Origin of the sequence: Streptomyces sp. NPDC014864 (assembly GCF_043081525.1) — a bacterium.
GTDB lineage: Bacteria > Actinomycetota > Actinomycetes > Streptomycetales > Streptomycetaceae > Streptomyces.
This window is the reverse complement of sequence record NZ_JBIBWT010000006.1, coordinates 58,703-82,318: the sequence shown is the minus strand read 5'-3', so window position 1 is coordinate 82,318 and position 23,616 is coordinate 58,703. Positions and strand designations below refer to the sequence as shown.

Genomic DNA, 23,616 nt, shown 5'->3' with positions numbered 1-23,616 from the left:
TCCCGGAGGTTTCTCTGCGCAGCTATTCACTCAGTACATATCTTGAGTACATAATGATCGTCATGAGCACCCGCCACATCCTGCTGGGGCTGCTCGCCGGAGGGCCGAGCCATGGCTACGACCTCAAGCGGCGCCACGACGACCACTTCCCCGAGGCCCGTCCACTGGCCTACGGGCAGGTCTACACGACCCTGCAACGCCTGGTGCGCGACGGACTCGCCGAGGTCGAGGGCACCGACTCCGACGGCGGCCCGGAACGGACCCTGTACCGCGTCACCGCCGAGGGCGGCCGGGAGGTGGCCGCCTGGGCGGCCCAGGTCACGCCTCCCGCGCCGTTCGTGACCAACGAGATCTTCGCCAAAGTCGTCGTCGCGATCCTCACCGACGGCGACCCGGCCGCGCACCTGGCGGCCCAGCGGGCCGCCCACATGGCGCGGATGCGGGAGCTGACGGCGGTCAAGACCGCCCCCGGCGCCGCCCTGGCGACCGTCCTCTCAGCGGACTACGCCCTCAACCACCTCGACGCCGACCTGCGCTGGATGAGCACCACGCAGGCCCGCCTCACCCATCTGACCACGGAGGTCGACCGAGCATGACCACCTCACCGGTGCCCCTTCTGGTGGCCCGAGACCTCGTCAAGGCCCACGGCCGGAACCCGGCACTGCGCGGCGCCGGACTGGAGCTGAGCGGCGGCGAGATCGTCGCCGTGACCGGTGCCAGCGGCAGCGGCAAGTCCACCCTGCTGCACTGCCTGGCCGGGATCGTCCGGCCGGACGGGGGCTCGGTGACGTACCGCGGGGAGCGCCTCGACACGCTGCCGGAGCGGCGCCTCGGCGAACTGCGCCGCACCGACTTCGGCGTGGTCTTCCAGTTCGGCCAGCTGATACCCGAGCTGACCGCCCTCGACAACGTGGCGCTGCCGCTGATGCTCGCCGGCACCGCGCGGGCGCGAGCCCGGGAGGAGGCGGGCACGTGGCTGGAGCGGTTCGGCGCCGGGGCCCGGCGGGACGCGCGTCCGGGGGAGCTGAGCGGCGGCGAGGCCCAGCGGGCGGCACTGGCGCGGGCGCTGGTGACCGGTCCGCAGGTGGTCTTCGCGGACGAGCCGACCGGGGCGCTGGACTCGCTGGCGAGCGAGCAGGTGATGACGTCGCTCGTGCAGGCGGCCCGCGCGTCGGGCACCGCGGTGCTGCTGATCACGCACGACGCCCAGGTCGCGGCGTACGCCGACCGCGAGGTGCGGCTGCAGGACGGCGTGACGGTTCCGCTGGGGGTGGCCGCGTGAGGTCCGACCTGCGGCTGGCCTGGCTGCTGATCCGGGGATCCGACCGGCACGAGTGGTGGCGGATCGCGCTGACGGCGGTGGGGGCCCTGGGTGCGACGGGGCTCGGCCTCGCGGCGGCGGTGCTCGCCTCGCTCCGCGGCCACTTCAGCGTGTCCGTGGGCGACGGCCTGCTGGACAACCCGGGCGAGCGGTCCGGGGTGATCGTCGTCCTGCTGCTCCTGCTGGTCCCGGTGCTCGGCTTCCTCGGCCAGTGCGCCCGGATCGGGGCGGTGCACCGCGACCGGCGGGCGGCGGCGCTGCTGCTGGCCGGCGCGGAGCCGGGCCAGGTCCGGCGGATCGCTGCGCTGGAGAACGGACTGGCCTGCCTGCTGGGCTCGGCGCTCGCCACCGCCGTCACGGTGACGGCGCTGCTGGGCGCATGGCAACGCCCGCCCGGGCTCGCCTGGGCCGGGGTCGCGCTGGTGGCGGCCGGGGTGCCGGTGCTGGGCACGGCCGCCGGGGTGCTGGCGCTGCGCCGGGTGGTGGCCTCGCCGCTCGGCTGGGCACGCCGGACGCGGCCCGGGACGGGCCGGGGGCCGGGGCTGCTGTTCCTGGGCGCGCTGCTGGTCGTGGCCGTGGCTGCACCCGTGGCCGTCGCCAGTACGTCCTTCGGCGAGTCCGGCCGGCCGACCGGGACCGTGCCGCTGGCCGTGTTCGGGACGGTGCTCGCGGTCGGGGCGGGCACCGTGCTCCTGGCGGGCGCCGTCTCCCGGCTGACCGGAGGGCTGCTCGCGGCCCGCACCGGGTCGGCGGCCGTACTGATCGCGGCGGAGCGGCTGCGGGACGACCCGTGGGCGGCGGCCCGGACGCACGCTGCGGTACTGCTGGTGACGGTCGTCGGGAGCTGCTTCGCGGGCGTCCGGCAGGCGCTGGCCGCGGACGTGGACGCGTCCCGCCGCCGGGGCGCGACCGGAATGTCCTTCTACACGACGGGCCTGAACCTGACCGCGGCCGCCATCCTCGTCGCCCTCGTCATCACCGCGGCCGGGCTCGCCGTGGGCACCGCGGAGTCCGTGACCACCCGGCGCCGGGGCCTGGCCGCGCAGGTCGCCGCCGGAGTGCCACGGGCGGTGCTCGCGCGGGCCCTGCTGCTGGAGACCGCGCTGCCGCTGGGCCCCTCCGTCCTGGTGGCGGGCGCCGGAGGCATGGCGGCGGGCACCCTGTACGGGCTGGTCGTGGCCGAGGGACGCCTCGAGCTGCCGGTCCCGTACGTGGCACTGCTCGTCCCGCTCGGCGTGTACGCCGTCTGCCTGCTGGCCGCGGCCGCCTCCCTGCCCCTGCTCCACCGCTCCACGCACCCGGCGGAACTGCGCTACGCCTGAGCGCGCCCCCGTGCCGGGGCGCACCCCCGCGCCTGCGCACCCCCGTGCCGGGGCGCGGCCACACGAAAGCCCGGATCGTCAGGCGGAAATGCCGTCGATCCGGGCCAGGGCGTCGTCCGCGCCGAACGGCTGCAGGTAGGGCAGCCAGCGCGGGTCCCTATGGCCGGTGCCGATGATGCGCCAGGCCAGACCGGTGGGCGGCGCGGGCTTGTGACGCAGCCGCCAGCCCAGTTCGACGAGGTGGCGGTCGGCCTTGACGTGGTTGCAGCGGCGGCAGGAGGCCACCACGTTGTCCCAGACGTGCTTGCCCCCGCGTGAGCGCGGGATGACGTGGTCGACGCTGGTTGCGACGCCACCGCAGTACATGCACCGGCCGCCGTCGCGCGCGAAGAGCGCCCGCCGGGTCAGCGGAACGGGCCCCCGGTAGGGAACCCGCACGAATCGCTTGAGCCGGACCACGCTGGGTGCGGGGACGGTGACGGTCGTACTGTGCAGGAAGGCGCCGGACTCCTCGAGGCAGACCGCCTTGTTCTCGAGGACGAGGACCAGCGCGCGGCGGAGCGGTACGACGCCGAGTGGCTCGTACGACGCGTTGAGGACCAGGACATGCGGCACGGATGCCTCCTTGGGCGTCGGCGGCGCGTGGCTCGCGCCGGGACGATCTGCAGCCAGTCTCCCCTCATACCAGGTGGAGGCGCCACCATGTCCCGGTAACGGGCTGGGAGTGTTTTCGACCACATCCGTATTCATCCCCCGCGGGGCGCCCCGTTCACACGGCCAGTTCAGAGCCGGTGGGCGCCGTACCTCCTCGGAAGTTCACGGGAATCGGCACACCGCGCCCCGATAATGTGGGGTTCTGCCCGTCCGGTGACCTGATCGTGACCCAGACGACATTGACCGCCGCGCCGGAGGGCGGACGCATCTGGAGGTACCTGCCGTGTCCTTGCCCGCCGCCCTGCTGGCTGCCGGTCCGTCGCCGTCGCCGTCCCGGTCCGGGACGACGGACCCGGCGGTCCCTACGCTCCAGGACGCCCAGCAGAGCGCGACGAACGCCGCCGGCTGGGTCGAGCAGAACTGGTCCACCTGGCTGGCGATCGGCCTGCGGGTCCTGCTGATCCTGGTGATCGCGGCGGTGCTGAGAGTCGCGGTGCGGCGGGCGATCACCAAGCTCATCGACCGGATGAACCGCACCGCCGCGCAGGGGGCGGGCGGGACGGCGCTGGGCGGCCTGCTGGTGAACGCCGAGCGCCGCCGGCAGCGCTCCGCGGCGATCGGCTCGGTGCTGCGCTCGGTGGCGAGCTTCCTGATCGTCGGCACCGCGGCGCTGATGGTGCTGGCCACCTTCCAGATCAACCTGGCCCCGCTGCTGGCGTCGGCCGGTGTCGCCGGTGTGGCGGTCGGTTTCGGTGCCCGCAACCTGGTCACGGACTTCCTCTCCGGTGTCTTCATGATCCTGGAGGACCAGTACGGGGTCGGCGACACGATCGACGCGGGGATCGCCTCCGGTGAGGTGATCGAGGTCGGGCTGCGCGTGACCAAGCTGCGCGGCGACAACGGCGAGATCTGGTACGTGCGCAACGGCGAGGTGAAGCGGATCGGCAACCTCTCGCAGGGCTGGGCGACGGCCGGGGTGGACGTGACCGTCAAGGCGGCCGAGGACCTGAACCGGGTCAAGGCCACGCTCGACGAGGTCGCCGAGAAGATGACCAAGGAGGAGCCCTGGAACGAGCTCCTGTGGAGCCCGATCCAGGTCCTCGGCCTGGACAGCGTCCTGCTGGACTCGATGGTGGTCCGGGTCTCCGCGAAGACCATGCCCGGCAAGGCCCTCTCGGTCGAGCGGGAGCTGCGCTGGCGCGTCAAGCGCGCCTTCGACGCGGCCGACATCCGTATCGTCGGCGGCGCGACCGCCCCGGCGGAGGAGGAGCCCGCCGACCCGACGGCGACGGTGGCCGCGCCCTCGGTGTACTCCAACTCGGCCTCTCCGCAGTCGGAGGCCGCCACCCCCCTCACCGCGCCGCGGCCGACGCCGAAGTAGGACGCACCCCCGCAGGCGGCACGACGCCCCCGCAGGCAACGACTTCCGTTGCGGCGGGGGTGTCGTCTCTCTAGACGCCCCCTCTCTCTTGACGCCCCCTCGCGCCGGGAATACCTTCCCGGAATAGGAAACTTTCCTAACAGTGCTGGCGGTGAGGGTTGCCGATCACCCGTGCACACGCGGATCGGGCAGCCGAAGGTGAGGTGCACGACGCATGGCCGGAACCGCCGGTACGCCGGGCACCCCGCGCGTCCTGCGCGCCATGAACGACCGCGCCGCCCTCGACCTGCTCCTGGAGCACGGGCCGCTGTCCCGGACCCGGATCGGCAGGCTCACCGGCCTGTCCAAGCCGACCGCCTCGCAGCTCCTGGCCCGCCTGGAGGCCGCGGGGCTGGTCCTGGCCACCGGCACCACCGAGGGCCGGCCCGGCCCCGGCGCCCGGCTGTACGCGATCAACCCGGCCGCGGCGTACGCGGCCGGACTGGACGTGACGCCCCAGCGGATCCTCGCCGCCGTCGCCGATGTCACCGGCCGCACGGTCGGCACGTACGAGCTGCCCACCCCCGGCCGGGGCCCGGGCCGGCCCGTCGTCGGGCAGGTCACCGACTCCCTCGACGGCGCGGTGAAGGCGGCCGGCCTGTCCCGGGCCGACGTCCACCGGCTCGTCATCGGCACCCCCGGGGCCTTCGACCCCCGCACCGGCCGTCTGCGCTACGCCTCCCACCTGCCCGGCTGGCACTCCCCCGCCCTCCTCGAAGAACTGGCCGCCGCGCTGCCGATGCCGGTCGGGTACGAGAACGACGTCAACCTCGTCGCCCTGGCCGAGCAGCGGCTCGGCGCGGCCCGCGGCCACCGGGACTTCGTCCTGCTGTGGAACCAGGAGGGCCTCGGCGCCGCCCTCGTCCTCGGCGGCCGGCTGCACCGCGGCTGGACCGGTGGCGCCGGCGAGGTCGGCTTCCTGCCGGTGCCGGGCGCGCCGCTGGTCCGCCGGGTGACCAGGGCCAACAGCGGCGGCTACCAGGAGCTGGCGGGCTGTCGGGCGCTGCCGGAGCTGGCCCGGCAGCTCGGCGTCGAGGACGTACCCACCGGCCCGCACGCGGAGGCAGCCGCCGCGCTGCTCGCCCGCGCCGCCGACCACGCCACCGGCCCCCACCACGAGCTGCTGCGCGCGTACGCGACCCGGCTCGCCACCGGTCTCGCCTCCCTCGTCTCCGTCCTCGACCCCGAGCTCGTCGTCCTCGGCGGCGCCGCGCTCACCTCCGGCGGCGAGGTGCTGCGCGCGCTCGTCCAGGCCGAGCTGGCGGAGCTGGCCGCCTCCCGCCCGCGGCTCGTCGTGGGCGAGGTCCGCGAACGGCCTGTGCTGCGCGGGGCGTTGGAGAGCGCGCTCGCCACCACCCGCGACGAGGTCTTCGACACCGCGCGCCGGCCGCCGTAGACCTCTCTTTTCCAGAAGGCGTTCGCCGAGGGCGTCACGCTCACCGGAGTGAAGGGACCGCCTGTGAAACTCACCGTGGTCGGCGGAGGCTCGACCTACACCCCCGAACTCGTCGACGGCTTCGCCCGTCTGCGGGACACCCTGCCCGTCGAGGAGCTGGTGCTCGTCGACCCGGCCGCGGACCGCCTGGAGTCGGTGGGCGGCCTGGCCCGGCGCATCCTGGCCCGGCAGGGCCACGTCGCCCGGATCGTCACCACCTCCGACCTGGACGCGGGCGTCGACGGCGCGGACGCGGTCCTGCTCCAGCTCCGCGTCGGCGGGCAGGCCGCCCGCGAGCGGGACGAGACCTGGCCGCTGGAGTGCGGCTGCGTCGGCCAGGAGACGACGGGCGCGGGCGGCCTCGCCAAGGCCCTGCGCACGGTCCCGGTGGTGCTGGACATCGCCGAACGGATCCGCCGTACCAACCCGCGGGCCTGGGTCATCGACTTCACCAACCCGGTCGGCATCGTCACCCGCGCCCTCCTCCGCGCGGGGCACCGGGCGGTCGGCCTGTGCAACGTGGCGATCGGCCTGCAGCGGAAGTTCGCCGCCCTGCTGGGCCTCTCCCCCGCGGACGTCCACCTGGACCACTTGGGCCTGAACCACCTCACCTGGGAGACCGGGGTGCGCCTGGGCGGCCCCGAGGGCGAGGACGTCCTGCCCGGGCTGCTGGCCGGGCACGGCGACCGCATCGCCGAGGACCTCCGCCTGCCCCGCACGCTCCTGGACCGCCTCGGCGTGGTCCCCTCCTACTACCTGCGCTACTACTACGCGCACGACCAGGTCGTGGACGAGCTGCGCACGAAACCGTCCCGGGCCGCCGAAGTGGCCGCGATGGAGCGGCAACTGCTGGAGATGTACGGCGACCCGGCGCTCGACGAGAAGCCGGCCCTGCTCGCCGGGCGCGGCGGGGCCTACTACTCGGAGGCGGCGGTGGACCTGGCGGCCGCCCTGCTCGGCGGGGGAGGCAGCCCGTACCAGGTGGTGAACGCCCCCAACCGGGGCACGCTGCCCTTCCTCCCCGATGACGCGGTGATCGAGGTGCAGGCGGCGGTGGGCCCGAAGGGGGCGGCCCCGCTGCCGGTGCCCGCCGTGGACCCGCTGTACGCGGGCCTCATGGCTCACGTGACGGCGTACGAGGACCTCGCCCTGGAGGCGGCGCTGCGCGGCGGCCGCGACCGGGTGTTCCGCGCCCTGCTCGCCCATCCGCTGATCGGCCAGTACGCCCTCGCCGAGACCCTGACCGACCGGCTGATCGCGCACAACCGGGAGCACCTCGCGTGGGCCTGACCGCGAGCGTCCTCGCCATCGACGCGGGCAACAGCAAGACCGACGCCGCCGTCGTCGCGGCCGACGGAACCGTCCTCGGCACGGGCCGCGGCGGCGGGTTCCGCCCGCCGGCCGTGGGCGTCGGGGCGGCGGTGGACGCGCTGGAGGAGGCGGTGGAGGAGGCGATGGGGCGGGCCCGCGCGGCGGCCGGCGTCACCGCCGTCTCCCATGTCTCGGCCTGTCTGGCCAACGCCGATCTCCCGGTGGAGGAGGAGCGGCTGGCGGCGGCCCTGCACACGCGCGCGTGGGGCGCGACGGTCGAGGTGCGCAACGACACGTTCGCGATCCTGCGCGCGGGCGTGGCCGAGCCGCGCGGGGTCGCCGTGGTGTGCGGCGCCGGCATCAACTGCGTCGGCATGTGCCCCGACGGACGCACCGCCCGTTTCCCGGCGCTCGGCCGTGTCTCCGGGGACTGGGGCGGCGGCTGGGTGCTGGCGGAGGAGGCGCTGTGGCACGCGGCCCGCGCGGAGGACGGCCGCGGGGCTCCCACGGCGCTGGCGCGCACGCTTCCGGCCCACTTCGGGCTCGGCTCGATGTACGCCCTCGTCGAGGCACTGCACCTCGGTCACATCGGCGCCCACCGCCGGCACGAGCTGACCCCCGTCCTGTTCGCCACGGCGGCGGCCGGTGACGCGGTGGCCCGCGCCCTCGTGGACCGGCTCGCCGAGGAGGTCGTGGTGATGGCGGCGGTGGCGCTGACCCGGCTGGACCTGCTGGACGAGGAGACGCCGGTGCTGCTCGGCGGGAGCGTCCTGGCCGCACGGCACCCGCAGTTGGACGACCGCGTCCGCGCGCTGCTGGCGGAGCGCGCCCCGAAGGCGGTGCCGCACGTGGTCGCCGCACCTCCGGTGCTGGGCGCGGCGCTGCTGGGCCTGGACCACGTGGGGGCGCCGGCCGGGGCGCGGTCGAGGGTGCGGGCGCACTTCGAGCGGTGAGCGTCCGCACCGCCTTCCCGCCATGGGAACCGAACCGATCCACCCGGCGTATTCATGGGCGGGGGGTGGTGCGCAGTGTCGTGCCGTGCGCCCTCCGCGAGGCGACTGCGCTGCGATCGGATCAAGATCGGGCGAAGGCCGGTGCGGATGTCGGCCCCGGCAGCGATACTTGCGGCGACGGATGACCCTGGGGGAGGTCAGCAGTGACACACCCGCCGAACAGCGGTGCGGCGCCCGCGGGTTCCGTCCTGCCCACGATGCCCGCCGTTCCACCGCAGCCCGGCCCGTCGTCCGTCCCCACGGCGCCCGTGCCGCCGGGCCCGCCCGAGCGGCCGCGGCGCACCGCGTTCGCCGAGGGCGTCGACCGGCTGCGCGCGGCCGCGACCACCGAGCCCGGCCGGCTGCGCATCATCGGCGCCGTCCTCGCCGTCCTCGTGGTGGCCTTCGGGGCCGTCACCGCCTGGCAGACGACGGACCGGGCCACCGCCGCCGACGACGTGCTGCACAGCAGCCAGCCGCTCAGCTCCGACGCCGCCGACATCTACCGCTCCCTCGCCGACGCCAACACCATGGCGACCAGCGGCTATCTCGCGGGCCTGCAGGAGACCACCGCCACCCGCGAGCGCTACGAGAGCGACGTGCGCACGGCGGCCGCGAAGCTCGTCACGGCCGCCGCCAACTCCGACCCGGGCTCGCCCTCCGCGGCCACCATCACCCGGCTCAACGAACTCCTGCCGCGCTACAAGGGCCTGGTGGAGTCCGCCCGCGCCAACAACCGGCAGGGCTTCCCGGTCGGCGGCGCCTACCTGCGCACCGCGAACGAGACGATGCAGAAGCAGATGCTCCCGGCGGCCGAGGACCTCTACCAGAAGGAGAACCAGCGCCTGCGCGCCGACTACGCGGACGCGACCCCCTACCCGTGGGCCGCGATCGCGCTCGGTGTCCTCGCCCTCGCCGCACTGGGCTGGGCCCAGCACCGCAACTACCGGCGCACCAACCGGGTGCTGAACCACGGCCTGGTGGCCGCCTCCGCCGCCACCGCCGTGGTGCTGCTGTGGGTCGTCGTCGGCCACACCGTCGCCCGGGCGGGCCTCAACGGCTCCTACGCGCACGGCGTCCGCTCGCTCAGCGTGCTGCACGACGCCCGCATCGCCTCCCTGAAGGCCCGCAGCGACGAGAACCTGACCCTGGTCAGCCGCGGGGCGGAGACGAAGGAGCTGCCGGACGGCAGGGTCATGGACGCCTACGACTGGGCGTACGACCAGGAGATCGCCGCCCTGGGCAGAACGCTCGCGCGGGCCGGCGCCCTCGCGGACGACCCGGCCGGGGCGAAGCCGGTGAAGGTCGCCGGCCAGTCGATGAAGGTGTGGAAGTCGCGGCACGCGCTGGCCCGCCAGGCCAACGACTCGGGCGACTACCAGAAGGCGCGCGACAAGGTCATCGGCACCGCCGCCGCGGACCAGTCGACCGGCGAGTGCTTCGACAACGTGGACACATCGCTGAAGTCGGCGCTCGCCCACGAGACCGGCGAGTTCCAGCAGGCCGCCGGCAACGGCCGGGCCGCGATGACCGGCCTGACCGCGGGCTCCGCGGCACTCGCGGTCCTGGGCGCGGCCGGAGCCCTGCTGGGCATCGGGCGACGGCTGTCGGAGTACCGGTGAAAGGGGGCGTGACGATGCGAGCACGGCGTCTGCGGGCCGGCCTGAAGGGCTGGGGCGGTGTCGGGGCGATGGCGGCCGTCTGCGCCCTCGCGCTGGCACTCGTCCTGCTGCTGCCGCTCACGCGCCCGCACGACCGCCCCGACGGCGTCCCGTCCGGCGGCGGGCGGACGGCCCACGCCACCCAGGCCAGGGCCGGCGACTGCAAGGACGGCGAAGCGCAGAACCGCAGCCCGGCCCCGTCGGGCGCCGAGGGCGAGACGGTGCGGGACATCAAGGAGCGCGGCTACCTCTCGGTCGGCGTCGACCAGAACAGCTACCGCTGGGGCTACCGCAACCCGAACAACTCCTCGGGCGAGCTGGAGGGTTTCGACATCGACCTCGCCCACCGGATCGCCCGGGACATCCTCGGCGACGAGGACAAGATCCAGTTCAAGGCCATCCCCACCAACGAGCGGATCCCCGCGATCCGCAGCGGCCGGGTCGACATGGTGGTCCGCACCATGACGATCACCTGCAAGCGCCTGGGCGAGGTGGCCTTCTCCGCGCCCTACTTCCTGACCGGTCAGCAGGTGCTCGCCCCGAAGACGTCGACGATCACGGGGTACGACACGTCGCTCGCCGGCCGCAGGATCTGCTCGGCCAGCGGCTCCACGGCCCACGACCGCCTGGCCGCGGACCGCGCGTCCGGCCGGATCCCCGCCTCCGCCGACGTCTCCACCACCGTGCCCAACCAGCTGGACTGCCTGGTGCGGCTGCAACTGGGCGAGGTGGACGCGGTGGTGACCGACGGCGCGCTCGCCGCCAGCCAGGCCGCGCAGGACCCGACGGTGGCCCTGAAGGGCGACACCTTCACCAAGGAGTACTACGGCGTGGCGATGAATCTGCGCGCCGAGGATCTGGTACGCCGGGTCAACCGCGTGCTGGAGGACTACCGCAAGGACGGGGGCTGGAAGACGTCGTACGACAAGTGGCTCTCCCCCACGCTGGGTAGGGACTCGGAGTCGGCGACTCCGCCGGCGGCGAGCTACCGGTGACCGCCGGCCGCACCCCTGTACGACGGACCGCACGAGCAGCGAGAGGTGATCGATGGGCGTCACGGACCCCGCCGGGCCGGTGATGGACCGGGACGAGGTGGACCGTGCGCTGGCGCGGCTCGGCGCGGAGCACGAGGCGATCGAGACCTCGCTCCTCGCCCTGCAGGACCACGCGGGCCGCAGACTTCTCGAGGGCGCCGAGCTGACCGGCCGTACCAAGGAGCGCTGGGCGGCCGCGGAGGCGTCGATCACGCTGCTGTGGGCGTACTTCGACGCCTACAGCGGCGCGCTGCGCACCGCCCGCGAGATCCGCGCCCGGCGCCGCTGGTCCAGCCGTGAGGACCTGGTGGAGCTGACCGAGCTCCTGCGCGGCGAGTCGGTCACGGTCGCCGGCGCGGCCACCGCCGCCGCGAACGCGCCGACGCTCCACGGCGGCGCGGCCCGGCTCAGCGAGCGGTTCTCCCTGGTGGCGCTCGTGGACCGGATGAACGACCTGTACGCGACGAGCCTCGACATGGTGGTCGTCGCCGACGCCGTGTGGTCGGCGCTGCCCGCCCGGATAGATTTACTGGCCGCCGAGCTCCAGCGCACCCGCAAGCTCGCGCACTCCGTCGGCGTGCGCCCCGGCGAGCACCCGGCCGGCGACGACCTGGAACGCATCACGCGCACGCTGACGAAGCTGCGCGCGGAGGTCGTCTCCGACCCGCTCGCCTTCTGGGTCCCGGCGCAGGGCAGTTCGGCACCGGGCGGCGGCCGCCCGGACACCACGGTGTACGACGGTGAGGCGCGGGCCCTGGAGGAGGTGCGCCGGGAGATCGACGCCGTGCTCTGCGTCCGGCAGGACGCCGAGCAGCGGCTGATCAAGCTGCGGGACCTGCTCTCCCGCGCGGACCGCACGCTCGCCGAGGCGCGCACCGCGCGCGGCGAGGTCCTGGCGAAGATCGCCGCGACGGAGGTGCCGGTGGTCGGCGGCCCGCCGACCGTGCTGCAGGAGCAGCTGGCGACGGCCGCCGAGTACCGCAGGAAGGCCCAGTGGCACCGGCTGTCCCCGCTCCTGGAGTCGCTGGAGCAGAAGGCGGAGGACGAACTGCTGCGGGCGCGCGAGTCGTTGACCGCGGTGACCGCGCCGCTGGCGGTGCGCGCCGAGCTGCGCGGCCGTCTCGACGCGTACCGGGCGAAGGTGGCCCGGCACGGGCTGGCGGAGGACCCGCTGCTGGTGGAGCGGTACGACGCGGCACGCCGCATGCTGTGGAGCGCGCCGTGCGACCTGCGGGTAGCCGAGCAGGCCGTGCTGCGCTACCAGCGGGCGGCCGCCGAACTGCTGGGCTCCCCGCGGGTGCCGGAGCAGGGCGGACCCGAGGACGGGAGGGGGGAGTCATGAGCCGTGCGGGGCAGACCTGTCAGCGGCCGGGCTGCGGCGGCGCCTACGAGGACGTGGGCGGCGGCGAGCTGTACTGCGACACCTGCGGTCTGGCGCCGGTGGTCTCGGCGAACGGCTCGGTGAGCTCGCCGCCCACCGGCGTCACCGGCGGCGGGGACTCGGGCGGTTCGGGCAGCGGGAGTTCCCCCTCCAGCGCCCGCAGCGTCCGGACCTCCTCGCAGTCCTCCAGGTCGCGCCGCTCGGTGTCGGGCCGGCTCGCGCGTTCCCTCTCGGGGCGTACCGGCGGCCGCTCGGTGTCGGTGCGCGGTTCCGGCACGGGCTCGGGCAGCAGCGGCCGCGGCCGGCTGGGCGCCGGACTGGTGCAGGTGCCGCAGGTGCCGCGGCCCGATCCGCGTTCGGTGGTGCTGGAGAACCCCGAGGTGCCGGAGCGCAAGCGGTTCTGCTCGCGCTCGGACTGCGGGGCTCCGGTGGGGCGGGCCCGCGGGGACCGGCCGGGCCGGACGGAGGGGTTCTGCACCAAGTGCGGCCACCCGTACTCGTTCGTGCCCAAGCTGCGGGCCGGTGACATCGTGCACGGCCAGTACGAGGTCGCGGGCTGTCTGGCGCACGGCGGCCTCGGCTGGATCTATCTCGCGGTGGACCGCGCGGTGGCCGACCGCTGGGTGGTGCTGAAGGGCCTGCTGGACACCGGGGACCAGGACGCGATGGCGGCGGCGATCTCCGAGCGGCGCTTCCTCGCGGAGATCGAGCACGCCAACATCGTGCGGATCTACAACTTCGTGGAGCACCTGGACCAGCGCACCGGCTCCCTCGACGGCTACATCGTGATGGAGTACGTCGGCGGCAAGTCGCTGAAGGAGATCGCCAACTCCCGCCGCACCGCGGACGGCAGGCGCGAGCCGCTGCCGGTGGAGCAGGCCTGCGCGTACGGCATCGAGGCCCTGGAGGCGCTCGGCCACCTGCACAGCCGCAACCTGCTCTACTGCGACTTCAAGGTCGACAACGCGATCCAGACGGAGGACCAGCTCAAGCTGATCGACATGGGCGCGGTGCGCCGGATGGACGACGAGGAGTCGGCCATCTACGGCACCATCGGCTACCAGGCGCCGGAGGTCGCGGAGGCCGGCCCGTCGGTGGCGAGCGACCTGTACACGGTCGGCCGTACGCTCGCCGTGCTCACCTTCGACTTCCAGGGCTACACGAACGTCTTCGCGGACTCCCTGCCCGACCCCGACCACATCGAGGTCTTCCGCCACTACGAGTCCTTCTACCGGCTGCTGGTCCGCGCCACGGACCCGGACCCGGCCCGCCGGTTCTCCTCCGCGCAGGAGATGGCGGAGCAGCTCACGGGTGTCCTGCGGGAGGTCGTCTCCCTGCAGACGGGACACGCCCGGCCCGCGCTGTCCACCCTGTTCGGCCCCGAACTGAAGGTGACCGACACCGAGTTGTTCCCGAAGCTGGACGGGGACGTGTCACGGCTGGGGACCCGGGCGCTGCCCGGGCGCCGCCGGGCGGGCGCGCCCGCGGTCACGGCCGGGGGCCCCGGGGCGCCGGGCGGGGCGGCCGGGGGCACGCCGGGCACCATGAGCCTGGTGAAGCCCGTGCACACCCCTGCCGCGGCCCTCGCCCTGCCGGTTCCGCACGTCGCCCCGTCGGACCCCAACGCGGGTTTCCTCGCCGGTCTGCTGACGTCCTCGCCCGGGGACCTGGTCCAGGCCCTCGCGGCGGCGCCGGCCCCCTCGCCCGAGACCCGGCTGCGCCAGGTCCGCGCCTGGCTGGAGACCGGCGAGTCTGCCACCGCGCTGCGCGGGCTGCGTTCGCTGGAGGAACAGGACCCCGACGACTGGCGGATCGTCTGGTACCGGGGCGTGGCCTCCCTCGTCACCGGCGACCACGAGGAGGCGGCCCTCGCCTTCGACGCGATCTACGACGCATTCCCGGGCGAGGTCGCGCCCAAGCTGGCGCTCGGCCTGTGCGCCGAGGTGCTCGGCCAGCTCGACAACGCCGCCGAGTACTACCGGCTGGTGTGGTCGACCGACCCCAGCCATGTCAGCGCCGCGTTCGGCCTGGCCCGGGTCCAGCTGGCCGCCGGTGACCGGCGGGCCGCCGTACGGACCCTGGAGTCGGTGCCGGAGGCGTCCGTCCACTGCACCGCCGCGCGGGTGGCGGCCGTACGGGCGCGGCTGCGGCACCGGACGGCCGTCCCGTCCGACACGCCGTTCCTGGAGGATCTCACCGCCGCCGCTCGGCAGGTGGAGGCGCTGGAGGCGTACGGTCTGGACCCGGCGCGGCGTGAGCAGTTGTCGGCGGAAGTCCTCGGCTGCGCCCTGGACTGGATACTCTCCGGAGGTGGGGCTTCCGGCCCGGCCTCCCGGCGGGTGCTGCTCGGCAGCGACCTGGACGAGCGGGGCCTCCGCTTCGGCCTGGAGCGTTCGTACCGCATGCTGGCCCGACTGGCGCCCGGCGGCGAGGAGAGGATCGACCTGGTGGAACGTGCCAACCGTTACCGCCCCCGGACGTGGGTGTAATCGATGTCGCAGACGCACCAGTTGTCCGCCTGCCCGAGCTGCAGGGAGCCCCTCGAGTCGGGTGACCGTTTCTGCGGTGCGTGCGGATACGACCTGTCCGCGGCCGCCGCGCCCTCGCCCGACACACCGACGCTGACCATGCGCGACGGGGCGGCGCTGCCGCACCCCGCCGCGCCCGGCGACGGCGGCGCCGGGTGGCCCTCCCCCGGCCCGGCGGACGCCTCCGGGGCCCCGGCCTCCGTTCATCTGCCGTCGGACCTGCCGGGCACGGACTCGGGCGGCTCGCCCCTGTCGCCGGGCGCGGCCCGGCCGCAGCAACCGGCCACCGGTTCACCGGCCTCCCCCGCCTCCGGCGTCCGCTTCGACCGCCCGGCCGAGCCCGAGGAGTACCCGCTCCAGGCGCCGGACCCGCGTCCGGCGGCGGGCCGGGCCGCGCCGGCCGAGGGCGGGGCGCCGGCCGAGGGCGCCGCGGTGTGCGTGGCCTGCCGGGCGGGCCGGGTCGACAGCGACGGCTACTGCGAGAACTGCGGGCACGCCCAGCCGCGCGAGCGGGACCACATGGAGCAGGAGTCGGGTCCGGTGGCCGCGGTCAGCGACCGGGGCCTGCGCCACCACCGCAACGAGGACGCGTTCGCCGTCGGCGGCACCGCGCTGCCCGACGGCTCCCCCGCGCTCCTCGCGGTCGTCTGCGACGGCGTCTCCTCGGCGACCCGCCCGGACGACGCCTCGCTGGCCGCCTCACAGGCGGCGAGCGAGTCCCTGCTGGCCGCGCTGCCCCGCGGCACCCACCCGCAGCAGGCCATGCACGAGGCGATCGTCGCCGCCGCGCAGGCGGTCGAGGCGCTCGCCGAGGAGCCCGCCACGGCCCGCGAGCACGCCCCCCACCAGAACGCGCCGGCCTGCACGTTCGTCGGCGCGGTGGTCACCGCGGGCCTGCTGGTCGTCGGCTGGGTCGGCGACTCCCGCGTCTACTGGGTCCCGGTGGACCGCGACGCACCCCCGGCCCGGCTCACCGAGGACGACTCCTGGGCGGCGCAGATGGTCGCCGCGGGCCTGATGAGCGACGCGGAGGCGTACGCCGACGAGCGCGCCCACGCGATCACCGGCTGGCTCGGCGCGGACGCCTACGAACTGGAGCCGCACACCGCCTCCTTCAAGCCGGACCGGCCGGGTGTGGTCGTGGTCTGCACCGACGGGCTGTGGAACTACGCGGAGACGGCCGAGGAGATGGCCGAGGCGGTCCCGCTCGACGCCGCCGTGCGCCCTCTGCACAGCGCGCGGGTGCTGGTCGGCCACGCCCTGGACGGCGGGGGCCACGACAACGTAACAGTGGCCGTCCTGCCGTTCCCGGCGCCGCCGCAGGGGGCAGGATCGGCCTGAGGGCGTACGCCGGGAGGGACGACGGCAATCCCGGCGCACCCCTCGGCACGGGGAAGCTCCTGCGGGCCGGAGGGGACCGGCCCGCTCACTGTCGCCGCCCCCGCCCGCGGGGGTCATGAGGGGGATCCGATAAGGCATGGCCAATTTCTCGAAGTCGAACGTGCCGCAGTTCTCGGTGGACGTCTACCAGAACGAGTACCTGCCGGAGGGCGGCCGCGAGGTCAACGCGATCGTCACGGTGTCGGCGACCGGCGGCGGCACGATCGGGACCGCGGTCACAGCACCGCGTCTGTACGCGCCCGGCCAGGGCCCGTCCGCGGCCGTCGCGATCATGGTCGACTGCTCGGGCTCGATGGACTACCCGCCGACGAAGATGCGCAACGCCCGCGACGCCACGGCCGCCGCGATCGACACCCTGCGCGACGGCGTGCACTTCGCGGTGATCGGCGGCACGCACGTCGCCAAGGAGATCTACCCGGGCGCCGGCAGGCTCGCGGTCGCCGACGCCACCACCCGCGACCAGGCCAAGCAGGCGCTGCGCAAGCTCGCCGCGGGCGGTGGCACGGCCATCGGCACCTGGCTGCGGCTGGCCGACCGGCTGCTGTCGTCGGCGGACGTCGCCATCCGGCACGGCATCCTGCTCACCGACGGGCGCAACGAGCACGAGTCGCCCCAGGACCTCAAGGCCTCGCTGGACGCGTGCGCCGGACGGTTCACCTGTGACGCCCGGGGCGTGGGCACCGACTGGGAAGTGAAAGAAGTCACAGGGATCGCCTCCGCGCTCCTCGGCACCGCCGACATCGTCGCCGATCCGGCGGCCCTCGCCGCCGACTTCACGCACATGATGGAGACCGCGATGGGCAAAGAGGTCGCGGACGTCGCCCTGCGGGTGTGGACACCGGTCGGCAGCACCATCCGGTTCGTCAAGCAAGTCGCGCCCACGGTCGAGGAGTTGACGGCTCGCCGCACCGAGGCCGGGCCGCGCGCGGGCGACTACCCCACCGGGTCGTGGGGCGACGAGTCCCGCGACTACCACCTCTGCGTGCGGGTCCCCGAGGCCCAGGTCGGCCAGGAGATGCTCGCCGCGCGCATCTCGCTGGTAGTGCCACAACAGGACGGAACGACCCAAAGTCTCGGCGCCCAGGGCCTGGTACGGGCGGTGTGGACCGACGACATGGCCGCCTCCACCTCGATCAACCCCCAGGTGGCCCACTACACCGGCCAGGCCGAACTGGCCCAGGCCATCCAGCAGGGCCTCGAACTCCGCAAAGCAGGCGATTTCGACGGAGCGACCGCCAAACTGGGCCGGGCCGTACAGCTCGCCGGAGCCTCCGGGAACGCGGATACTGCGAAACTCCTTGCGAAGGTGGTGGACGTGGTCGATGCGGCGACGGGTACTGTGCGACTGAAGGCGAAGGTCGCGGAGGCCGACGAGATGACTCTCGAGACTCGGTCCACCAAGACCGTTCGCGTGAAGAAGTGAGCCGGAAGGGATTCCGGCACCAGCGAGCCCGGCCCCTCGGGGTGGGAGTAATCCGGCCGTAGCGGCCGGAAGAGGAAAGGGGGAAGCGCCGACATGCCGACCTGCCCGAACGGACACCAGTCGGGTTCCGACGACTGGTGCGAGGTCTGCGGTCACCGCATGGCCGGTGCCGTGCCTCCGCCTCCCCCGCCGCCCCCGGTCGGCGGTTACGGCTTCCCGCCCGCGCCGGGCCCCGGCGGCCCCGGTCAGCCCGGTGGCCACGGTCGGCCCGGTGGGCCCGCGGGGCGTTCGCACCTGTCCGCCGTGCCGGACGCCGAGCCGGAGCTCTGCCCGCAGTGCCGCACGCCCCGCGAGGGCGGCGCGCCGTTCTGCGAGGAGTGCCGGTGGAACTTCCTGACGAACACGGCGACCTCGTACACCCCGGCCGCGCCGCGCCCGCCGGCGCCCGGCCCGGGCGCCCGCTTCCCGCAGCCGCCCGGCCCCGCCTTCGGCGGTGGCGGCGACGCGTTCGACTACCAGAGCTCCCGGCCCTCGCAGGTGAACCGGCCCGCCGAGCCGATCCCGCCGGGCCCGCCGTTCGGCACCGAGCCGCCGGGCCGTCCCGGTGGTCCTGGCGGTCCTGGCGGTCCGGGCGGTCCGGGCGGCCCCGGGGCTTCGGGCTTCGGCCAGGACTCCGGTTTCCCCGGCCCGTCCGGCCCCTCCCACTTCGGCCCCGACCCCTCGCGGCCGGTTCCGCCCGCCGGTCCCGGGGCCCCGGGAGGCGCCCCGCAGGCGTTCCAGCCGTCCGGTCCGCCGGCGCCGCCCGGCTTCCCGCAGGAGGCGAACCGGCCGCAGCCGGGCCCTCCGTCCTTCGGCGGTGACGACGACTGGGTGATCTCGCCGCCGTCGTCCACCGCCCCGGGCGGTCCCGGGGGCCAGGGCGGGTACGGCTATCCGCAGCCCGGCTCCACGCAGGCCCCGCCCACGTCCGGCTTCCCGCACCGGCCACAGCAGCCGGCGACGTGGACGGCGACCATCGGTCCGGACCGCGAGTACTTCATGGCGATGATGCAGCGCTCCGGCCCCGAGGCCGCGGGCCTGAACCTGCCCGCGTACTCGCCCGAGCAGCAGCGCGCCCTCACCGGCAACCAGGTCACCATCGGCCGCCGCCGGCACTCCACCGGCGACACCCCCGACATCGACCTGTCGGTGCCGCCGGAGGACCCGGGCGTCTCGCACCAGCACGCCGTGCTGGTCCAGCAGCCGGACGGCGGCTGGGCGGTCGTCGACCAGAACTCGACGAACGGCACCACGGTCAACGGCTCGGAGGAGCCGATCCAGCCCTTCGTCCCGGTACCACTGCAGGACGGCGACCGGGTCCACGTCGGCGCCTGGACGACGATCACCGTCCGGCGCGGCTAGGACCCGTCCCGACCAGGGACCTCGGACCAGGAGGAGCCACCTACCCGGCTCCTCCTGGTGGTCCGGACGCGTCCACCGGCGGGCCGGCCGCGCGCGGTGATCCCCTGCCGTGCGCGCGGCGGCCGTCCCTCCCGCTCCCCCGGGCGTACGCCTCCCGCGGGCCGACGCTCGGGACCGCGGGCCTTCCGCCGCCGGACGGGGTGGACGTAGGGCTTGAGTCCTCGGCCCGGCGGTCTGAGACCATGGACGGGTGAAAGAGATTCCGCGCGGCACGCTTCAGGAGCAGACCTTCTACGAGCAGGTCGGCGGGGAGGAGACCTTCCGCCGCCTCGTCCACCGTTTCTACGAGGGAGTCGCCGGGGACCCGGAACTGCGGGCCCTGTACCCGGAGGAGGACCTGGGCCCGGCCGAGGAGCGTCTGCGGCTGTTCCTGATCCAGTACTGGGGCGGCCCGACGACGTACAGCGAGCGCCGCGGTCATCCCCGGCTGCGGATGCGGCACGCGCCCTTCACCGTCGACCGGGCGGCGCACGACGCCTGGCTGAGGCACATGCGGACCGCCGTCGACGAGCTCGGCCTGTCGCCGGAGCACGAGCAGACCCTGTGGAACTACCTGACCTACGCGGCCGCGTCGATGGTGAACACCCCCGAGTGACCCGCTCCCCGCACCGACGGGTGCCGGGTCGCGCCGCGTCGCTCCCTCCGCGCACCGCACGACGCGGTGCCGGAGGGCTCAGCGCACGCTGACGCCCAGCGGGCCGAGACCCGCTCGCCGGACCGCGATCGATCCGTACGGGGTGCGCAGCCGGAGCCACGCGCCCGACGCGAACAGCTCCGCCGGGGCCTCCTCGCCCGCGGCGGCCCGCGCGGACCTCAGGAACCCCAGGGACTGGGCCGCGTGCACGGCCCGCACGGGCAGCGGGGTCTCCCCCACCGGCCGGGACCAGATGTCCCGCCCCATCCGGTCGAGTTCGGCCCGCGTCCGCCGCTCGGGCGCCAACTCCTGTGTCCGGGAACGGAACTCGGCGACGACGGCGGCGACCGTCGCGCGCAGGGAGTCCGCCGGCGGCAGCCCCGGCTCCGGCCGCCAGCCGCCGCGCGGCGGGAGCACGCCCGCCCAGGGCGGCCCGGTCACCGCAACCGGCACATGGGCGGTGGCCGCCGGCTCGTCCACCGACTCCAGGAACTCGCCCGCGGAGACGGTCCGGTCGAGGGTGACGTCGAGCCCGTCCTCGTAGGGCTTGGCGAGCCGGACCGCGCGCACCGCCAGGACCTCGAAGGAGGCGGGCCGCCCGAACACCGCGAGCGCCGTGCCCGCCGCCTGCAGCCGCACGGCGGCGGAACGGTCGTAGTGGAGCAGCCGGGAGAGGAAGGCCGCGAGGTCCGCCGCCTCCCTCTCGTCGGCGAGGTGGAGGACCGTCATGCGGCGACGGCCCCCTCCTCGTCGTCCTCGCCCTCGGTTCCGTCCGCGCGGCCGGCGTCGTCCCGGTACTCCTCGAGGAACTCCCGTTCCTCCGCGGTGATCCGGCGCGGCCGCTGCGCCTCGAAGTCGAACGGCACGATCACCGTCGAGGCGCGTACGTAGACCTGGTCGCCGTCCTTGACCTCGTAGGTGAGGGTGAAGGACGCCGCCCTGATCTCCGTGACCCACAGCTCGATGTCCACCGGGGCGTGCCGGTGGACGAGCTGGCGTTTGTAGTCGATCTCGTGACGCGCCACCACGGACCCCTGCTTGAACTCCTTGTCCGGGCGGAACAGGAAGTCGATACGGGCCTCCTCCAGGTAGCGGAGGAACACCACGTTGTTGACGTGGCCGTACGCGTCCATGTCCGCCCAGCGCAGGGGGCAGCGGTAGATGTGGCGCAAGATCAGCCCCGGGTCAGCTTCTTGTAGGTGGCGCGGTGCGGACGGGCCGCGTCGGGGCCGAGCCGCTCGATCTTGTTCTTCTCGTACGACTCGAAGTTGCCCTCGAACCAGAACCACTTGGAGTCGCCCTCGTAGGCGAGGATGTGCGTCGCCACGCGGTCCAGGAACCAGCGGTCGTGGGAGACGACCACGGCGCAGCCGGGGAACTCCAGCAGCGCGTTCTCCAGGCTCGACAGGGTCTCGACGTCGAGGTCGTTGGTGGGCTCGTCGAGGAGCAGCAGGTTGCCGCCCTGCTTCAGGGTGAGCGCCAGGTTCAGGCGGTTGCGCTCACCGCCGGAGAGGACACCGGCCGGCTTCTGCTGGTCCGGGCCCTTGAAGCCGAAGGCGGAGACGTACGCCCGCGAGGGCATCTCGACCTGGCCGACGTTGATGTAGTCCAGCTCGTCGGAGACGACGGCCCACAGCGTCTTCTTCGGGTCGATGTTCTCGCGGCTCTGGTCGACGTAGGAGATCTTGACGGTCTCGCCGACCTTGATGTCGCCCGAGTCGGGGGTCTCCAGGCCCTGGATCATCTTGAACAGGGTGGTCTTGCCGGCGCCGTTCGGGCCGATGACACCGACGATGCCGTTGCGCGGCAGGGTGAAGCTGAGGTCGTCGATGAGGACCTTCTCGCCGAAGGCCTTGTTGAGCTTGCTGACCTCGACGACGACGCTGCCCAGACGCGGGCCCGGCGGGATCTGGATCTCCTCGAAGTCCAGCTTCCGCATCTTCTCGGCCTCGGCGGCCATCTCCTCGTAGCGGGCCAGGCGCGCCTTGGACTTGGCCTGACGCCCCTTGGCGTTGGACCGCACCCACTCGAGCTCTTCCTTCAGACGCTTCTGCCGCTTGGCGTCCTTGGCACCCTCGACCTTGAGGCGGGTGGCCTTGGTCTCCAGATACGTCGAGTAGTTGCCCTCGTAGGGGTAGGCGCGGCCGCGGTCGAGCTCCAGGATCCACTCGGCGACGTTGTCCAGGAAGTACCGGTCGTGGGTGATCGCCACGACGGTGCCCTCGTACTTGGCCAGGTGCTGCTCCAGCCAGTTCACCGACTCGGCGTCGAGGTGGTTGGTGGGCTCGTCGAGGAGCAGCAGGTCGGGCTGCTCGAGCAGCAGCTTGCAGAGCGCGACACGGCGCTTCTCACCACCGGAGAGGTTGGTGACGGGCCAGTCGCCGGGCGGGCAGCCGAGGGCGTCCATGGCCTGCTCGAGCTGGGCGTCGAGGTCCCAGGCGTTGGCGTGGTCGAGGTCCTCCTGGAGCTTGCCCATCTCGTCGAGCAGCGCGTCCGAGTAGTCGGTCGCCATCAGCTCGGCGATCTCGTTGAACCGGTCGAGCTTGCCCTTGATCCCGGCGACGCCGTCCTGGACGTTCTCCAGGACCGTCTTCTCCTCGTTCAGCGGGGGCTCCTGCAGCAGGATGCCGACGCTGTACCCGGGCGAGAGGAAGGCGTCACCGTTGGAGGGCTGCTCCAGCCCCGCCATGATCTTCAGCACGGTCGACTTACCGGCACCGTTCGGGCCGACGACGCCGATCTTCGCACCCGGAAGGAAGTTCAGGGTGACGTCGTCGAGGATCACCTTGTCGCCGTGCGCCTTGCGCGCCTTGCGCATGGTGTAAATGAACTCAGCCAAGAGAAACCGTCCGGCAGCTTGAAATCTGGCAGTGGGCAGATACACCCCATCTTGCCTGACCGCCACCCCTGAGCGGAAACCCGTTAGGTCGGGGGGCTCTGACCTGGGGTTTCCTTGCGGCTGCCCTGGACTCGCCTGTCACCTTCGGTCGACCTCGGGCACCCTCGCACGGCCCGGAGACGGCCCAGGACTGAGAGTGTCACGCCCTGCCATGTGGGGCTATGGTGCGGCCGTGACAAGCGCAGCGGAGCGCCCCATCCTCTTTCTCGACGTCGACGGACCCCTCATCCCGTTCGGGGCGGCATCCAGCAGCCTGCAAGCCCCGGCTTCCGACTCTGAGGTTTCCGTCGACCAGGGAAACCCCCTGCTTGGGCGTCTTGATCCTGATCTTGGATCGCGCCTCACGGCACTGCGCTGTGATCTCGTGTGGGCGTCGACATGGATGGAAGAGGCAAACGAGGCCGTCGCCCCACGCATCGGACTACCACGGCTACCCGTCGTCGAGTGGCCGGACGCCTGTACCGACAGCAGTCCGCGGGGCCTGCACTGGAAGACCCCTCATCTCGTCGAGTGGGCCAACCGCCGGCCGTTCATCTGGGTCGACGACGAGATCAGCAGCATGGACCGCCTGTGGGTCGCTACCCAACATCCTGGGCCGTCGCTTCTTCGCCGCGTCGACCCGACCAAGGGCCTGGAAGACGCCGACTTCTCGGTACTCGCCGATTGGCTCGGGGCGCTGGAGGCGAACCGAGGGGCAGGCGCGTAGAAGGCGCTTTGTGGCTGCGTCCCGACCTCCTCT

At 73.9% G+C, this 23,616-nt stretch carries 20 protein-coding genes; 16 read left to right on the top strand and 4 right to left on the bottom strand.

Annotated elements, in window-relative coordinates:
* Nucleotides 1-62 precede the first annotated feature (62 nt).
* Genes ACF1A5_RS12835 through ACF1A5_RS12825 form a run of 3 tightly spaced genes read left to right on the top strand, consistent with a single transcriptional unit; the run spans nt 63 to nt 2,643 of the window.
* Nucleotides 63-596: a PadR family transcriptional regulator gene (locus ACF1A5_RS12835; RefSeq protein ID WP_392192871.1), complete on the top strand. Its 534-nt coding sequence runs from the start codon at nt 63-65 to the stop codon at nt 594-596.
* Nucleotides 593-1,282 (top strand): ABC transporter ATP-binding protein, encoded by a 690-nt coding sequence (locus ACF1A5_RS12830; RefSeq protein WP_392192870.1) that lies wholly within the window; start codon nt 593-595, stop codon nt 1,280-1,282. The genes ACF1A5_RS12835 and ACF1A5_RS12830 overlap by 4 nt, the downstream gene beginning before the upstream one ends.
* The gene (locus ACF1A5_RS12825) at nt 1,279-2,643 is read left to right on the top strand and encodes an ABC transporter permease (protein ID WP_392192869.1); all 1,365 of its coding nucleotides are present in this window, start codon (nt 1,279-1,281) and stop codon (nt 2,641-2,643) included. The genes ACF1A5_RS12830 and ACF1A5_RS12825 overlap by 4 nt, the downstream gene beginning before the upstream one ends.
* Before the next feature lie 78 nt (nt 2,644-2,721).
* On the opposite strand, the gene ACF1A5_RS12820 is transcribed toward ACF1A5_RS12825, so the two are convergent.
* Nucleotides 2,722-3,258 (bottom strand): HNH endonuclease, encoded by a 537-nt coding sequence (locus ACF1A5_RS12820; RefSeq protein WP_356180599.1) that lies wholly within the window; start codon nt 3,256-3,258, stop codon nt 2,722-2,724.
* 322 nt (nt 3,259-3,580) lie between these two features.
* On the opposite strand from ACF1A5_RS12820, the gene ACF1A5_RS12815 reads away from it, so the two are divergent.
* The 12 genes from ACF1A5_RS12815 to ACF1A5_RS12760 all read left to right on the top strand — a co-directional run bounded on the left by ACF1A5_RS12815 (nt 3,581) and on the right by ACF1A5_RS12760 (nt 19,939).
* Nucleotides 3,581-4,678, top strand: coding sequence for a mechanosensitive ion channel family protein (locus tag ACF1A5_RS12815; protein WP_392192868.1), 1,098 nt, complete (start codon nt 3,581-3,583; stop codon nt 4,676-4,678).
* Nucleotides 4,679-4,892: 214 nt separating this feature from the next.
* A complete protein-coding gene (locus tag ACF1A5_RS12810) occupies nt 4,893-6,113 on the top strand; it encodes an ROK family protein (RefSeq protein WP_392192867.1) in 1,221 nt (406 codons plus the stop codon).
* 63 nt (nt 6,114-6,176) lie between these two features.
* Nucleotides 6,177-7,442, top strand: a complete 1,266-nt coding sequence (locus ACF1A5_RS12805; RefSeq protein ID WP_392193119.1) for a 6-phospho-beta-glucosidase — start codon at nt 6,177-6,179, stop codon at nt 7,440-7,442.
* The gene (locus ACF1A5_RS12800) at nt 7,433-8,416 is read left to right on the top strand and encodes an N-acetylglucosamine kinase (protein ID WP_392192866.1); all 984 of its coding nucleotides are present in this window, start codon (nt 7,433-7,435) and stop codon (nt 8,414-8,416) included. Before ACF1A5_RS12805 ends, ACF1A5_RS12800 begins: the two co-directional genes overlap by 10 nt.
* Before the next feature lie 203 nt (nt 8,417-8,619).
* Nucleotides 8,620-10,077: a hypothetical protein gene (locus ACF1A5_RS12795; protein WP_392192865.1), complete on the top strand. Its 1,458-nt coding sequence runs from the start codon at nt 8,620-8,622 to the stop codon at nt 10,075-10,077.
* Nucleotides 10,078-10,091: 14 nt separating this feature from the next.
* The gene (locus ACF1A5_RS12790; RefSeq protein ID WP_392192864.1) at nt 10,092-11,111 is read left to right on the top strand and encodes a glutamate ABC transporter substrate-binding protein; all 1,020 of its coding nucleotides are present in this window, start codon (nt 10,092-10,094) and stop codon (nt 11,109-11,111) included.
* 52 nt (nt 11,112-11,163) lie between these two features.
* Nucleotides 11,164-12,492: a hypothetical protein gene (locus ACF1A5_RS12785; protein WP_392192863.1), complete on the top strand. Its 1,329-nt coding sequence runs from the start codon at nt 11,164-11,166 to the stop codon at nt 12,490-12,492.
* Nucleotides 12,489-15,020, top strand: a complete 2,532-nt coding sequence (locus ACF1A5_RS12780) for a tetratricopeptide repeat protein (protein WP_392192862.1) — start codon at nt 12,489-12,491, stop codon at nt 15,018-15,020. Before ACF1A5_RS12785 ends, ACF1A5_RS12780 begins: the two co-directional genes overlap by 4 nt.
* A gap of 3 nt (nt 15,021-15,023) precedes the next feature.
* The gene (locus ACF1A5_RS12775) at nt 15,024-16,400 is read left to right on the top strand and encodes a protein phosphatase 2C domain-containing protein (RefSeq protein WP_392192861.1); all 1,377 of its coding nucleotides are present in this window, start codon (nt 15,024-15,026) and stop codon (nt 16,398-16,400) included.
* Between the two features lie 136 nt (nt 16,401-16,536).
* On the top strand, nt 16,537-17,883 hold the full coding sequence (locus ACF1A5_RS12770) for a VWA domain-containing protein (RefSeq protein WP_392192860.1): 1,347 nt from the start codon (nt 16,537-16,539) through the stop codon (nt 17,881-17,883).
* Between the two features lie 93 nt (nt 17,884-17,976).
* The gene (locus ACF1A5_RS12765) at nt 17,977-19,284 is read left to right on the top strand and encodes an FHA domain-containing protein (RefSeq protein ID WP_392192859.1); all 1,308 of its coding nucleotides are present in this window, start codon (nt 17,977-17,979) and stop codon (nt 19,282-19,284) included.
* Between the two features lie 250 nt (nt 19,285-19,534).
* A complete protein-coding gene (locus tag ACF1A5_RS12760) occupies nt 19,535-19,939 on the top strand; it encodes a globin (RefSeq protein WP_392192858.1) in 405 nt (134 codons plus the stop codon).
* A gap of 78 nt (nt 19,940-20,017) precedes the next feature.
* Here the strand turns inward: ACF1A5_RS12760 and ACF1A5_RS12755 are convergent, their stop codons facing one another.
* From ACF1A5_RS12755 to ettA, 3 genes are read right to left on the bottom strand one after another with little or no spacing between them, the layout of a single operon-like run.
* Nucleotides 20,018-20,707, bottom strand: coding sequence for a hypothetical protein (locus tag ACF1A5_RS12755; RefSeq protein ID WP_392192857.1), 690 nt, complete (start codon nt 20,705-20,707; stop codon nt 20,018-20,020).
* Nucleotides 20,704-21,150 (bottom strand): acyl-CoA thioesterase, encoded by a 447-nt coding sequence (locus ACF1A5_RS12750; protein WP_392192856.1) that lies wholly within the window; start codon nt 21,148-21,150, stop codon nt 20,704-20,706. The genes ACF1A5_RS12755 and ACF1A5_RS12750 overlap by 4 nt, the downstream gene beginning before the upstream one ends.
* Before the next feature lie 2 nt (nt 21,151-21,152).
* Nucleotides 21,153-22,817 carry an energy-dependent translational throttle protein EttA gene (gene ettA, locus ACF1A5_RS12745; protein WP_392192855.1) on the bottom strand — a complete coding sequence of 555 codons (1,665 nt, stop codon included), beginning with the start codon at nt 22,815-22,817 and terminating at the stop codon, nt 21,153-21,155.
* Nucleotides 22,818-23,049: 232 nt separating this feature from the next.
* On the opposite strand from ettA, the gene ACF1A5_RS12740 reads away from it, so the two are divergent.
* On the top strand, nt 23,050-23,583 hold the full coding sequence (locus ACF1A5_RS12740; RefSeq protein WP_392192854.1) for an HAD domain-containing protein: 534 nt from the start codon (nt 23,050-23,052) through the stop codon (nt 23,581-23,583).
* The last annotated feature ends 33 nt before the right edge of the window (nt 23,584-23,616 follow it).

Coding starts and splice junctions, on each gene's coding strand:
- ACF1A5_RS12810 (WP_392192867.1), top strand. CDS start 4,893: ATGGCCGGAACCGCCGGTACGCCGGGCACCCCGCGCGTCCTGCGCGCC.
- ACF1A5_RS12775 (WP_392192861.1), top strand. CDS start 15,024: ATGTCGCAGACGCACCAGTTGTCCGCCTGCCCGAGCTGCAGGGAGCCC.
- ACF1A5_RS12755 (WP_392192857.1), bottom strand. CDS start 20,707: ATGACGGTCCTCCACCTCGCCGACGAGAGGGAGGCGGCGGACCTCGCG.
- ACF1A5_RS12790 (WP_392192864.1), top strand. CDS start 10,092: ATGCGAGCACGGCGTCTGCGGGCCGGCCTGAAGGGCTGGGGCGGTGTC.
- ACF1A5_RS12770 (WP_392192860.1), top strand. CDS start 16,537: ATGGCCAATTTCTCGAAGTCGAACGTGCCGCAGTTCTCGGTGGACGTC.
- ACF1A5_RS12780 (WP_392192862.1), top strand. CDS start 12,489: ATGAGCCGTGCGGGGCAGACCTGTCAGCGGCCGGGCTGCGGCGGCGCC.
- ACF1A5_RS12765 (WP_392192859.1), top strand. CDS start 17,977: ATGCCGACCTGCCCGAACGGACACCAGTCGGGTTCCGACGACTGGTGC.
- ACF1A5_RS12835 (WP_392192871.1), top strand. CDS start 63: ATGAGCACCCGCCACATCCTGCTGGGGCTGCTCGCCGGAGGGCCGAGC.
- ACF1A5_RS12785 (WP_392192863.1), top strand. CDS start 11,164: ATGGGCGTCACGGACCCCGCCGGGCCGGTGATGGACCGGGACGAGGTG.
- ACF1A5_RS12830 (WP_392192870.1), top strand. CDS start 593: ATGACCACCTCACCGGTGCCCCTTCTGGTGGCCCGAGACCTCGTCAAG.